Genomic DNA, 13,028 nt, shown 5'->3' on the forward strand with positions numbered 1-13,028 from the left:
TAAAAAAGCGGTATAACACTCTTTTAAAAAAGGAACCAGGAAAATTCTGCCCTTATGCCCATCTCGCTTTTTGGCTTTACCTTGTAAAAGTAGAATTTCCAACCTTACGTATCATTAACTTCATTTTTTTAACGAAAACCTAATTTTGCAAAAGGCTCACACTAAAAAAAGGCCCCGTGAATCATGGGGACCTATGCCTTCATGATAAACGCCAGCTGGTAAAAGCTCGGGCGGTTTTCGATTGAAGCACCAGTTCCGGTATTATCGGTCGTAAATGTGTGGGTGTGAGTGCCGGTCGTGGTTGTGGTGAAAGAATGGGTATGTCCATCCACTGCTGTGATATTTAAGGTGTGGGAATGACTTCCTCCTGGAGCGATAGAGAGTGTGTGAGTATGGGCCCCGTTTGTGGACGTTCCTTGTGTGTCGTTGCCTCCAACAGCAGTGAAACCAGCGTTGCCACCCTGACGCATGACATTCTGCACGGGTATGGTATGGGCATGATCACCTGCTGACAGTGCGGTCCTGGTATGCGTATGAGAACCGTCCATTGACGTTGTCCCGGTATGCGTATGTGCTCCCCCCGAATCCGTTACTCCCATGTGGAAATGGGCGCCAGCGATGTCCGTTGTACCCGTGTGGTTATGCGCAGGCAGTTGACCAACCGCCAGCGTGTTCGAATCACTCCCACCCGTTGAGCCGATTCCCGCCAGATTGGTCCCACGAAGAAAACGATCCGTTAAATCGGGAGTCCCATTCGTCCCGTCACATAACCGCCATCCGCTTGGCACCGTTAGACCGCTCCACATCACAATGACCCCGCTGGGTACCCCAGAGGCTGATCTGGTCGGTCCCTGAAAGCCGCGCGGCCCTCTTGGCTCCGTAAAGCCTGTGAAGCCTCTGAACCCTCTCGGACCTCTGGGTCCCTTGAATCCCCTTGGACCTTTGAATCCTCTTGGGCCTCGTTTTCCTTTGTCTCCCTTCTGCCCCTTACAGGCGCAAACATTGAAGACTCGGGAGTACTCCTGTTTTTTGGACAAACGTCCCCCCCCTTTCCCGTGATACTTTCAATGTATGGCGTCTGCCCTCCGGGAGAAGGGGACAAATACCGCAGGTGATCCGCGGAATTTCCACGTAAGAATACCCACCCGGCAATAGCTATTCTCACCCCACTCGGCGGTAGCTATCGCTGAGCCGAGTGGGGTCCCTTTTTTCGCCGGGCGGGGCCCCGAACACTTTTCTAGCGGCTGTATGGGATGTCCAAATTTCTAAATTCTTATACCAAAAAGCCCCCGAATGAACGGAGGCGTTTCCATTTGATTAAGAGTGCATCGATTTCAACCCTAGCGAACTTTCGTGGAACTTCACGTTGGTGTACTTTTCCTGCGCCATGCGCAGCTGGTACTCGCTTTCGAACAGCATGACCGGCCGCCCGTAACGGTCGGTGACCGTGCGCTGCTTCAATGCATCGAGCGCAGCCTTGTCCCCTTCCAGCCAGCGGGCGATTTGATACGGCATGCGCTGGAGCATGATCTCGACGCCGTACTCCGCCTTCAAGCGGTATTCCAGCACCTCAAACTGCAGCACGCCGACCACGCCGAGGATCAGCTCCTCCAGCGGATACGTGCGGAACAACTGAACGGTTCCTTCTTCCGTCAGCTGCATGATGCCTTTCTGGAACTGCTTGTGCTTCATCGCGTCTTTTACCGTCACCTTGGAGAAAAACTCCGGCGAGAAGTGCGGCATCTCTTCGTACTCGAACGGCTGACCGACGCAGAGCGTATCCCCGATCTGGAAAATTCCCGGGTCAAACAGACCGATCACATCACCGGCGTACGACTCCTCGACGATCTCCCGGTCCTGTGCCATGAACTGCACCGGCTGGGCCAGTTTGATGTCTTTGCCGAGACGGACGTGTTTGACTGACATCCCCCGCTCAAAGCGGCCGGAGCAGATGCGCAAAAATGCCACGCGGTCGCGGTGCGCCGGGTTCATGTTCGCCTGGATTTTAAAGATGAAGCCGGAAAACGCATGGGTGTACGGATCAATCAGGCCGATACTGCTTTTCTTCGGCGACGGGGCCGGTGCCATTTGCAGAAAGTTGTCCAGAAACGTCTGAACCCCGAAGTTGTTGATCGCACTGCCGAAAAAGACAGGGGTCAGCTCCCCTTTGTTGATCAGCTCCATGTCAAAATCATCCCCTGCCACGTCAAGCAGGGAAACCTCATCCTGAAGCTGCTGCCAAAGGTCGCCTCCGACGCGCTCGCCGATCAGCGGATCATCGGCACCGCTCACCTCAAAGAACTTGATGTTTTCATGGTGAGAGCCGTTTTCGTACAGCTCCACCCGCTTTTTCATGCGGTCATAGACGCCGTTAAAATGGCTGCCCATCCCGATCGGCCAGTTCATCGGATACGAGCGGATCCCCAGCACGCGCTCGATTTCCTCCAACAATTCGAACGGGTCCTTCCCGTGACGGTCCAGCTTGTTGATAAAGGTAAAGATCGGAATGCCGCGCATCCGGCAAACCTTAAACAGCTTGATGGTCTGGGCCTCTACGCCTTTGGCTACGTCAATGATCATCACCGCAGAGTCGGCTGCGGTCAACGTGCGGTACGTATCTTCACTGAAGTCCTGGTGGCCCGGTGTATCCAAAATATTGATGTGATGCCCGTTGTATTCAAAATCCATGGCGCTGGAGGTAACGGAAATTCCCCGTTTTTTCTCGATCTCCATCCAGTCCGAGGTAGCGTGTTTGGAATTTTTCCTTCCTTTTACCATCCCTGCCTCGCGAATCGCACCGCCGTAGTACAAAAGTTTTTCTGTCATCGTCGTCTTCCCGGCGTCCGGGTGGGAGATGATCGCGAAAGTGCGCCGTTTGGCAATTTCACTGGCCCATGTCGGGTTGTTCTGACTCATATTCATTCTCCTGTCACATACTGTCTCGTCTTTATTCCATTTCGCAACATAGAAAGGAATCGGGGCCCCGCCCGGCGCAGCGTAAGCTTTCGCCGTGTGGGTTACTTTATGATTCAGTACGATTATACAGACAAAAGGGGCAGAGTAAAAGGAAAATTACGCAGGCTGCACACAAGACTGAACTGGCATTTTTTGCCCAGCACGTTATAATAGGAATTAATAAAAATTTTTTGATTACATACATAAGGAGGCCCTGTATGACGACCACTACGCAAGAAAAACGCGTTTCCGCTTTCCGAGAGTACGTCAAGAGAATGGTAAGCTACAACCAGGCGTTGTCGATCCTGCACTGGGACATGCGCGTGAAAGCTCCGCGCAAGGGAATGGATGCCCGCTCCGAGCTGATCGGCGTTTTGTCTGCCGACCAGTTTGCACTGGCAACCTCCAAGGAGCTGGAAGAGCACCTGGAAGCGTTGAGCGAACCGGCCGTGCTGGAAACGCTCGATCCGATCACCCGCGGTACCGTATTGGAATGCAAAAAGGAATTTGAACGTAACAAAAAGCTGCCTCCCGAGAAGTTCCAGGAGTTTGTGATCCTGACCGCGCAAGCAGGCACAGTCTGGGAGGACGCCCGCGCCAACAGCGACTTTTCCATGTTCCGTCCGTATCTGGAAAAAATCGTGAAGCTGCAGCTGGAATTCGTCGAGTACTGGGGCTACAACGGCAACAAGTACGATACCCTTTTGGATATGTACGAACCCGGCATGACTGTAGCTCAGCTCGATGCGATGTTCGCTACCCTGCGAGAAAAAACGGTGAAGCTCGTCTCCGCGATCGCCGAATCTCCGAATAAACCGGACATCAGCTTTCTCACCAAGCATTTTCCGGAAAGTGAGCAGGAAGCCTTCAGCCGCTTCATCCTGGAGAAAATCGGTTACGATTTTAACGCCGGTCGCCTTGACCGCAGCGTGCATCCATTCTGCACCTCGTTTGCACCTGGCGACGTTCGCATTACTACCCGCTTTCATCCGAGCGACTTCCGCCAGGCGCTGTTCGGCTGCATCCACGAAGCGGGACACGCCATCTACGAGCAGAACGTGAATCCGGAACTGCTGGGTACGCCGCTGTGCGACGGCACCTCCATGGGTATCCACGAGTCCCAATCCCGTTACTGGGAGAACATGGTGGGACGCAGCCTGCCGTTCTGGACGCATTTCTACAGCGACCTGGTGAAGGCATTCCCGGTTCAATACGAAGGCGTTTCCGTGGAGCAGTTCTACCGCGGAATCAACCAGGTTACACCGTCGCTCATCCGTGTGGAGGCCGACGAGCTCACCTACAACCTGCACATCATGATCCGTTACGAGATCGAGAAGGGCCTGATCGAGCAAACAATGGAAGTAGGCGATCTGCCGACCATCTGGAACGACAAGATGAAGGAATATCTCGGCATCGTGCCGGAAAACGACAGGGAAGGCGTCCTGCAGGATGTGCACTGGTCCGGCGGAAGCTTTGGTTACTTCCCGACCTATTCGTTGGGTAACGTGTATGCCGCTCAGTTTGCAAACGCCATGAAAAAGGAGATCAGCGACTACGAGGAGCTGATCCGAAACGGCGAGTTCGCCCCGATCCGTGCTTGGCTGAAGGAAAACATTCACCAGTACGGCAAGCTGAAGAGCCCGAACGAACTCGTGAAGGACATCACCGGAGAGCTGACCAACGCCTCTTACCTGATGGAATACCTGGAGAAAAAATATACCGAGATTTACAATCTGTAATCGGAAGTGTTTGCCTGCACTGCAAAAGAAGTGCCTCCCGCCGCTACGTGTGGGCGGCATTTCTTTTTTCCGGTTATAATGGTGGGAAGGAAAGGAGGGCGGACATGGATGGACTTCAGGGAGAAATGGCTCCCCACCTACATCAAGCGGGACGTCATCGTGCTGTTTTGCGGGATCAATCCGGGGCGAATTTCTGCGACGGCGGGGTATCACTACGCCAACCCGGCCAATTTGTTCTGGAAGGGGCTTTACGAGGGAGGGTTAACGCCGTATCAGTTACGACCGGAAGAGACGGCGAAGCTGCTGGAGTTTGGCTATGGCATTACCGACCTGGTTTCCAAACCGACCCGCTCCTCCGGTGAATTGACCGACCGGGATTTTGCTTGCGGTAGAGACCAATTCAAACAGATGGTCCAAACCTATCGTCCGCGGGTCATTTGCTTCAATGGCATCACCGCCTATCGTCATGCCACGGGCAGACACAAGGAGCCTGTGACACTTGGGCTTCAGCCGGAGCTTGCCTTTGCCACAGACGACTGGCAGGGGTGCTACCTGTTTGTCATTCCTTCCACCAGCGGAGCGAATGCTTCTTACTCCCGGGCTGAACGGTTGGCCATGTTTCAACGGCTCAGTCAGTTTTTGCAGGAAAAGGGCTGGCATCCGCTTTTCTCGCGTCCACGCGGATAAGCGTGTCAAGCTCTCCCTCCTCTCAATATGATATGGAATAAGGTTTTTTGAGAGGTGGGTAAGATGAAACAGCTCTTCAAAAAAGTGAAAGAAGAATACGGCCTTTCCGTAGACTCCCACCGGGAGTTGCGAAACGACAACGACTCTCTGGTGGTTTTTCTGGAGACCAACGCGGGACATTTTGTGGGAAAAAGTTTGTACACTTCGGCAAAAAGGCAGCAGTCCATCCTTTGTGTGGAAGAGTACATGCGCCGCCGAAACATTCTCATACCAAAAACAAAACGGACGAAGCGAAAATCACCATACATGAAGTGGGAAGGGCATCCGTTCGTCCTTCAGAAGTGGGTGCCCGGCACACCATGCTCTCTTGTTTCACCGGAAGGGATCGAGTTGGCCGCTTCTTGTCTGGGAACCATTCATGCGGCTTCCCTCGGCTTTACGTGCAAATCCGGTGACCTGAGTAACGGAGCAAAAAAATGGCACCATCAGTATGACGAGGGCCTGGGTGCACTGAAAAGGTGGTATTCCTCCCACAAACGGTCAAAGGACCCGAAAATTCAATACATCTGCGACCATATCCCGTTTTTTCTGACTGCCGGCAAAAAGGCACAGAAAAAACTGGCCCACTCCAAATACTACGCCAAGTTGAAACGGTATCCGCTTCACCGCCACTATCTCTGTCATGGCGACTACCATCCCAAAAATTTGATCGTGAACGGGGGTCATATTTCGGTCATCGACTGGGAGAAGGTGAGGTATGATTACCCTTCCAAAGACATCATCCGCCTTCTCTCCATGATCATGAAACGTCAGCGCGAATGGAGCGAACCAATGTTTGCAGTCCTGCTGAAGGCCTACCTTCGGGCCAATCCCCTTACTCGTAAACAAATGCATCTCTTGTACCTGGATCTCGCCTTCCCGCACAACTTCGGGAGCTTCCTGCGCTATCGCTGTTACAAGCGCATGAATTTTTCCCAAGTCCAGTTTTTTCTCACCGGAGAGGCAAGCAAAACCGAATTTATGCTGAAACAGCTAAAGGCCCATTCCTGATGGCAATGGGCCTTTACCATTTTCACTTGGAAGCCATCTGCTGCAAACTGGTCTGCTGGCGGACGTATTGGATCAGTTCCACGCTCATCCGGTAGTAATTGAACGGTGTAATCAGGTAAATGCCGTTAAAATACGGTATCGCCGCATCAATCAGCTCCTTGGCCATCTTGATGCCCTCAAGTTTCGCCGCTTCGCCCTGCACCTGCTTCATCCGCTGCAGCGCTTCCTGTGACAGCTTGATGCCCGGCACCTCATTGTGCAAAAATTCGGCGTTGCGGGAACTGGTGAGGGGCATGATGCCGATGAATACCGGTATGCCAATGTGCTTGGTCGATTCGTGGATGAGCTTGATTGTCTCTTTGTCGTAGACGGGCTGCGTCATGATGAAATCAGCCCCGGCCTCCACCTTTTTCTCCAGCCGCTGCACAGCCGCTTCCATCTGCCGCACATGCGGGTTGAAGGCAGCGCCGACGATGAACTGCGCCTTCTGCTTTAGCGGACGGCCGGAGAAGGAAATGCCTTCATTCAACTGTTTCACCATGCGGATCAAATCAAACGATGTAACGTCAAAGACGGAACTGGCTCCCGGCAGATCGCCAAATCGGGACGGATCTCCAGTGACCACGAGGATCTGATCGATGCCAAGTGCGTGAAGCCCCATCAGATGCGACTGCTGGCCGATCAGGTTGCGGTCGCGGCAGGCAAGGTGCACAAGCGGATCGATTCCGTACGTGTTTTTCATGATAGCGCCAAGCGCCATGTTGCTCATCCGAACGTTGGCCAGGGAGTTGTCCGCCAGGGTGATGGCGTCGGCCCCTGCTTTATGCAGCTCGCAGCAGCCGGTCAGAAAATCTTCCGTATCCAGATCTTTGGGCGGGTCAAACTCGACGATAATCGTGGTCGAATGCTTGACCCGCTCCACGATGCTGGGTGTATGACGTTCTTTTACGCTGTGAACCGAAACGGACGGCCTCGTAACCGCAGAATCCTCCGGGTTCACCCGGGTCAGCGGACCGAGTCCCTTGAGGGCGTCGGCCATGGCGCGGACGTGTTCCGGCGTGGTTCCGCAGCAGCCGCCGAGCAGTCGCACTCCCTGTTCGCGCAGGCGCAAGGCGCTTTCCGCAAAGTACTCGGGCGACGACTTGTAGGCGTACTCTCCATCGTTTAATCCGAGGCGGCCAGCATTGGGGAAAGCAGACAGCAGGACCTTCTCCGGTACGCGGACAGATTCGAACGAGCGCAGGATCTCCGCCGGCCCGAGGCGGCAGTTTAATCCTACAATGTCAGCGCCCGCATGGATGAGTTGCGAAAATGCCTCCGTCAGTGTGTGGCCGTCCCGCGTCCGCCCTACCTCCAGCGTAGCCAGTTGGCTGATAATCGGCAATTTGGTCAGCGGACGGATCACTTCCAGCGCTAGAAGCAGTTCGTCCAGATCCAGGAATGTCTCCAGGATGATGCCATCCACTCCTGCGTGCAAAAGCGCGATAGCCTGTTCCTCATACTGGTCGCGAAATTCGTCCATCCCCTTACGCCGTACACGGCCGGCCACGATGGAGCCGACGCTGCCGACAACAAACGCATCTCCCTGTGCCGCCTCACGGGCGATTGCCACGGCGGCACGGTTGATCCGCGTCACCTTGTGCTCCAGGCCGTAGCGGGACAAACTGTCGCGGTTGGCGGCGTACGTATTGGTTTCCAGCAAGCGGGCACCTGCCTGGTAGTATGCGTTGTGAACCTGGTGAACCAGTTTCGGATTGGACAGACACAGCTCTTCGAAGCTGACACCGACAGGCACGCCCATTCGGTAAAGCTGTGTCGCCATCGCTCCGTCACCGATCAAAAGCTGCTGCTGTAAAAAATCCCGCAAATCCGGTTGATTGCTCAAAACCAATCCCTTCTCTCCACATAAATACTTCTTCTGTATCGATCCAACCCTTACAGATCCAAAGCAGACGGACCAGCGTTGAAGTAGCGCGCTTCCGGATGAGCAAACACCATCGCGGATACAGACGCTTCCGGGTCCATCATGAATCCGTCTGTCAACTGAATACCGATATCCTCCGGCTTGAGCAGACGGAACAGTTTGGCCTGGTCTTCCAGATTCGGGCATGCAGGGTAACCGAAGGAGACGCGAATTCCTTGATACCGGGCGCCAAAACGCTCCAGCATGGTCATCTCCACCGGATCCGGGAAGCCCCAGGTGTCCCGCATAACGTGGTGCACCCGCTCAGCGAATGCCTCAGCCAGCTCCAGCGCGACGGCCTGCAGCACGTGTGAACGCAGGTAATCTCCGTTGTTTTTCCACTGGGTAGATCGCTCGCGAATACCATGCCCCGCCGTCACTGCCAAAAAGCCGACGTAGTCCATCTCGCCGCTTTCCACCGGACGAAGGAAATCTGACAGGCAGAGAAACGGCTCTTCCGCCTGGCGGGGAAAGGAGAAACGTTCCAATACCTTGGCGTGGTCGTGCGGATCGTAGACGATGATGTCGTCTCCCTCGGACTGTGCAGGGAAAAACCGATACATGCCATGGGCCTGAATGGTCCCTTCCTGCTTTGCCTCTTTCAGCAGTTCTTCCACCACTTCGTACAGCTCCGACACTTTTTGGTCTCCGCTCTCCAGAAGCTTGTCGACATTGCCGCGAACGCCCAGATGCTTGCCCAACAGCATCCGCAGATTCAGATAAGGCTGCAGATGGCTGATTGGATAATTTCGCAGGACGTGACGCTCCAAGTCCGGCGGCAGGTAGATGGGGACGGTGCGGCTGACGCCAGACCGTTTGGGCCGCAACGGGGGTTCTTCGGTTTGGACGGACACTGCCGCAGCATCTTCCATTACGGTGTGGTGATTCTCCTGCAGCTTTTGCCGTTCGGAAGGGTTCTGCAGCCGATTCACCAGATCGAGCCCGTCCATCGCGTCTTTGGCGTACAGGACGATTCCCTGGTACTCCGGTGCGATGCGGTTGGAGGTGAACTTGCGGGTCAGTGCCGCTCCGCCGACCAAAAGCGGGACGTCGATGCCGGCTGAACGGAGATCCTGCGCGGTAATCACCATCTGCTGCGCCGACTTTACCAGCAGGCCGGACAGCCCGATCGCGTCCGGTTTCTCCTGGCGGCAAGCGGCTATCAGCTGTTCCGGCGGCACCTTGATGCCTAAGTTGACCACCTCGTACCCGTTGTTCGCAAGGATGATTTCCACCAGGTTTTTCCCGATGTCATGCACGTCCCCTTTGACGGTTGCCAAAAGGATCTTTCCTTTCGTCGCCGATTCAGATTTTTCCATAAACGGTTCGAGGAAGGAGACAGACGCCTTCATCACCTCGGCACTTTGCAGCACCTCGGCGACGATGAGCTGGTTGGCGTTGAACAAGCGGCCAACTTCCTCCATTCCTGTCATCAGCGGTCCGTTGATGATTGCAAGCGGCGTGTACGTTTCCAAAGCAAGCTTCAGATCGTCAATCAGTCCGTCCTTGGAGCCTTCCACGACGTATCTCGCCAGCCGCTCCTCCAGACTGAGTGACGACACTTCGACGCTTGGACCTTTCTTCTTCTGACGGTAGAACTCCGTAAAGGAAGCCAGCGTCGCTTCATTTGTCTCAAACAGCAGTGCCTCAGCCAATTTCCGCTCTTCTTCCGGAATAGAAGCGTAGCGCTCCAGCTTCTCCGTATTCACAATGGCATAGTCCAGTCCGGCCAGGGTCGTGTGATAGAGGAATACGGCATTCAACACTTCCCGCCCCGCAGGCGGGAGACCGAACGAGACGTTGCTCACTCCGAGAATGGTTTTGCAGGAAGGCATCGCCTCCTTGATCTGGCGTATGCCCTCCACGGTTTCCAGGGCAGATCCGATGTATTGTTCATCCCCCGTCCCTACCGGGAAAACCAATGGGTCGAAGATGATGTCTTCGGGTTTGACGCCGTAGGTGTTCACCAGCAGGTCGTAGGAGCGTTTTGCTACCTCCAGCTTCCGCTCGCGGGTAACGGCCATGCCCGTCTCGTCAATGGTGCCGACGACGACAGCCGCTCCGTAACGGTGAATCAGCGGGACCACTTCCTCAAACCGCTGCAGTCCGTCCTCCAGGTTGATCGAATTGAGTATCGCCTTGCCCTGGGAATGTTTCAATCCAAGCTCCATCACTCGAGCGTCGGTCGAGTCGATCATCAGCGGCGCTTTTACCTTTTTGGTCACGTATTGCAAAAAATTTTGCATGTCCGCGTACTCATCGCGGTCCGGATCGGCAAGGCAGATGTCGATGATGTGCGCTCCCCGCTTTACCTGCGCACGGGCGATGTCGGAAGCTTCTTCGTACTGACCGGCTGCAATCAAATCACGAAACTTTTTCGACCCGATGACGTTGGTCCGCTCACCGACCAGCAACGGTCGATTGTCCTGTTCCACGTACACCACGTCAATTCCGGAGACGGCGCTCACCCGAGGCGCTGAGGCTGCCCGCGGCTTGCAGTCTTTTAATGCCTCGGCCAATGCCCGGATGTGCTCCGGTGTCGTGCCGCAGCAGCCGCCGGCGACATTCAGCCAGCCCTGCTCGGCAAAGCCGCGCAATTTTGCCGCCAATGCCTGCGGCGATTCGTGGTAATGCCCGTTTTCATCCGGCAACCCGGCGTTGGGATAACAGCTAACCCCGCACTGAGCCAGGTTGGCCAGTGTCCGCAGATGGTCGCGCATGAACTCCGGACCGGTGGCACAGTTTAATCCAACGGTGATCGGATTCAAATGTTCCAGCGAGACGTAAAACGATTCGATGTTCTGCCCGGCCAGGGTCGTTCCCATCGGCTCAATCGTGCCGGAAATCATTACCGGCAGCTCCACTCCCAGCTCGTCAAAAGCCTGCCGGATGCCAATTCCCCCTGCCTTGACGTTCAGCGTGTCCTGTGCCGTTTCCAGGAGCAGCAGGTCCACTCCGCCGATAATCAGTCCCCTGGCCTGCCGATAGTACGAGTGAACCAGCTCTTCGAAGGTAACGCCGCCGGTCAGTGACAAGGTCTTGGTAGTCGGTCCCATCGAGCCGGCAACGAACCGCGGCCACTCCGGTGTGGAGTAGGCGTCTGCCGCCTCGCGAGCGATCCGCGCAGCCGCCATGTTGATTTCCTCGTCCTTTTCAGAAAGGTCATATTCCGCCAACACTACGGTCGTTGACCCGAAGGTGTTTGTCTCAATGATATCCGCTCCCGCTTCCAGATACGTCTCATGAATCGAGCGGATGAGGTCGGGACGTGTCAGGTTCAGAAGCTCGTTGCAGCCTTCGAACGCTTCGCCGCCGAAATCTTCAGCGGTCAGGTTCGCCTGCTGGAGCATCGTCCCCATGGCCCCGTCCAGGATTAATATTTTTCGTGACAGCTGTTCGTGCAGGGTTGGCTTCATTCCGAAAACTCCTTTGTCTGACGAAAAGAAAATCGCCTGTGATGGAATAAAAAAAATCCTCTTCTGTCTGGAGAAGAGGATTTGTTCGTGAATAAAACACGACTGACGCATCCTCTTATCTTTCAAAGCGCTTGGCTTTGCTGGAATTGGCACCTGATGTTCCGGTTGCCGAGGCTTCATTGGGCCAGTCCCTCTGCCTCTCTGGATAAGAGTGGTTCTTTATCAAGTTGTGGATGGAATGGTTTGCAAATCTTCAGTAATGTTTGAAAGTATCTTATCACTGGAGATATGGTTCGTCAACGGATAAGTGACTTGTCAGCCAGCCGCCTATTTTCATCGGGATGGTTATGCGCCCAATCCAATCCCGACATTCGTGTATAGACTAAAGCATAACTGAAAGGAGGGAAAACAAACTTGAGTACTTCCTATTGCGGAAACGGCATCTTCGACGACAACTTCGCCCTGGTGCTCGTTCTGTTTATCCTGTTGGTTATCGTTGGGTGCTCGAACTGCGACTGATGAACTTCCTGAAAGGAGCCTAGATCCTAGGCTTCTTTTTCGTTTTTATGCTATCATGAAAGGATCATGAAACAAAGGAGCGAAACCTTTCGTGGAACTGTCATTTCCCCAGCAAAAACAGGAATTCCTCTCGCGCCTGGAAACCCTGAAGGAGCTGGAACAAACGGATTTTGAGACCTACTCCCTCGTCAAGGACCGCGAGAGTGGGCAGCACTATTTGCGCTACTCTTTTACCCACATCAACCTTTCCGAAGGAGGGCGGCGCGACGAGTACCACCATTTTCTTCCCCTTCAATCGGACGACGTGCTGGGCCTGATGTTCGGCGAGCAGCCATACCGTTTTCCCGACCACTGGAAGACGACCTATCTGCGCAGCGGCACCGATGACCGGATCATGCCGTTTGACCCCAGTGAAAATCACGACCTGGAAGAGGCAGCGAAGACGGAGCAAGCCATGTTGGCCAAGCTCCTTCAGTACAAGCAGGAGTGGATGGAAACGGACGACAAGGAGCGCTTGACCCGGCAGCTCTTCTCCGAACTGGATGAGCTGATGAAAAAACCGGAAGACAAATAGTTGCATCCCCCTGAAACTGTCCGCTATAATGCAAGAATAAGCAATGAAAGCAAATCGCTGATGAGGAGAGTACTTGTTCGTCGGACGCCATAGCGAGTCGGGGACGGTGAGAGCCCGGCGCGGAG

At 54.6% G+C, this 13,028-nt stretch carries 9 protein-coding genes, 1 riboswitch and 1 other annotated feature (1 of these 11 running past the window's edge); of the genes, 5 read left to right on the plus strand and 4 right to left on the minus strand.

Annotated features, from left to right (window positions below; translation table 11 throughout):
• Window positions 1-191: 191 nt before the first annotated feature.
• Together ACE99V_RS04840 and ACE99V_RS04845 are read right to left on the minus strand one after the other, a co-directional pair.
• Complete coding sequence (locus tag ACE99V_RS04840) at window positions 192-806, minus strand: hypothetical protein (RefSeq protein ID WP_400490137.1); 615 nt, start codon at window positions 804-806, stop codon at window positions 192-194.
• Window positions 807-1,317: 511 nt separating this feature from the next.
• Complete coding sequence (locus tag ACE99V_RS04845) at window positions 1,318-2,916, minus strand: peptide chain release factor 3 (protein ID WP_400490136.1); 1,599 nt, start codon at window positions 2,914-2,916, stop codon at window positions 1,318-1,320.
• A gap of 257 nt (window positions 2,917-3,173) precedes the next feature.
• Between ACE99V_RS04845 and ACE99V_RS04850 the strand changes: the two genes are divergently transcribed.
• From ACE99V_RS04850 to ACE99V_RS04860, 3 genes are all read left to right on the plus strand, one after another.
• A complete protein-coding gene (locus ACE99V_RS04850) occupies window positions 3,174-4,694 on the plus strand; it encodes a carboxypeptidase M32 (protein WP_400490135.1) in 1,521 nt (506 codons plus the stop codon).
• 108 nt (window positions 4,695-4,802) lie between these two features.
• Window positions 4,803-5,381 (plus strand): mismatch-specific DNA-glycosylase, encoded by a 579-nt coding sequence (locus tag ACE99V_RS04855; RefSeq protein WP_400490134.1) that lies wholly within the window; start codon window positions 4,803-4,805, stop codon window positions 5,379-5,381.
• A 63-nt stretch (window positions 5,382-5,444) separates the two neighbouring features.
• Window positions 5,445-6,431 (plus strand): CotS family spore coat protein, encoded by a 987-nt coding sequence (locus ACE99V_RS04860; RefSeq protein WP_400490133.1) that lies wholly within the window; start codon window positions 5,445-5,447, stop codon window positions 6,429-6,431.
• A 22-nt stretch (window positions 6,432-6,453) separates the two neighbouring features.
• Here the strand turns inward: ACE99V_RS04860 and ACE99V_RS04865 are convergent, their stop codons facing one another.
• Both ACE99V_RS04865 and metH read right to left on the minus strand, forming a co-directional pair.
• Window positions 6,454-8,316, minus strand: a complete 1,863-nt coding sequence (locus ACE99V_RS04865; protein WP_400490132.1) for a bifunctional homocysteine S-methyltransferase/methylenetetrahydrofolate reductase — start codon at window positions 8,314-8,316, stop codon at window positions 6,454-6,456.
• 50 nt (window positions 8,317-8,366) lie between these two features.
• Entirely contained in the window at window positions 8,367-11,810 is a 3,444-nt protein-coding gene (gene metH / locus ACE99V_RS04870; RefSeq protein ID WP_400490130.1) for a methionine synthase, read from the minus strand.
• 112 nt (window positions 11,811-11,922) lie between these two features.
• Window positions 11,923-12,022: riboswitch (SAM riboswitch) on the minus strand.
• A 202-nt stretch (window positions 12,023-12,224) separates the two neighbouring features.
• Here metH and ACE99V_RS04875 point away from each other — a divergent pair.
• Both ACE99V_RS04875 and ACE99V_RS04880 read left to right on the plus strand, forming a co-directional pair.
• Window positions 12,225-12,329, plus strand: coding sequence for a YjcZ family sporulation protein (locus ACE99V_RS04875; RefSeq protein ID WP_400490129.1), 105 nt, complete (start codon window positions 12,225-12,227; stop codon window positions 12,327-12,329).
• Between the two features lie 91 nt (window positions 12,330-12,420).
• Window positions 12,421-12,903 (plus strand): hypothetical protein, encoded by a 483-nt coding sequence (locus ACE99V_RS04880; protein ID WP_400490128.1) that lies wholly within the window; start codon window positions 12,421-12,423, stop codon window positions 12,901-12,903.
• Window positions 12,904-12,951: 48 nt separating this feature from the next.
• Window positions 12,952-13,028 (plus strand) — a binding site (T-box leader); it runs 178 nt beyond the window's last position.

The organism is Brevibacillus soli, from assembly GCF_044759095.2.
GTDB lineage: Bacteria > Bacillota > Bacilli > Brevibacillales > Brevibacillaceae > JBIYSM02.

Bases quoted from the DNA above. Each gene is read 5' to 3' on its own strand.
- ACE99V_RS04840 (WP_400490137.1), bottom strand. From the start codon at position 806: ATGTGGAGCGGTCTAACGGTGCCAAGCGGATGGCGGTTATGTGACGGG.
- ACE99V_RS04845 (WP_400490136.1), bottom strand. From the start codon at position 2,916: ATGAGTCAGAACAACCCGACATGGGCCAGTGAAATTGCCAAACGGCGC.
- ACE99V_RS04850 (WP_400490135.1), top strand. From the start codon at position 3,174: ATGACGACCACTACGCAAGAAAAACGCGTTTCCGCTTTCCGAGAGTAC.
- ACE99V_RS04855 (WP_400490134.1), top strand. From the start codon at position 4,803: ATGGACTTCAGGGAGAAATGGCTCCCCACCTACATCAAGCGGGACGTC.
- ACE99V_RS04860 (WP_400490133.1), top strand. From the start codon at position 5,445: ATGAAACAGCTCTTCAAAAAAGTGAAAGAAGAATACGGCCTTTCCGTA.
- metH (WP_400490130.1), bottom strand. From the start codon at position 11,810: ATGAAGCCAACCCTGCACGAACAGCTGTCACGAAAAATATTAATCCTG.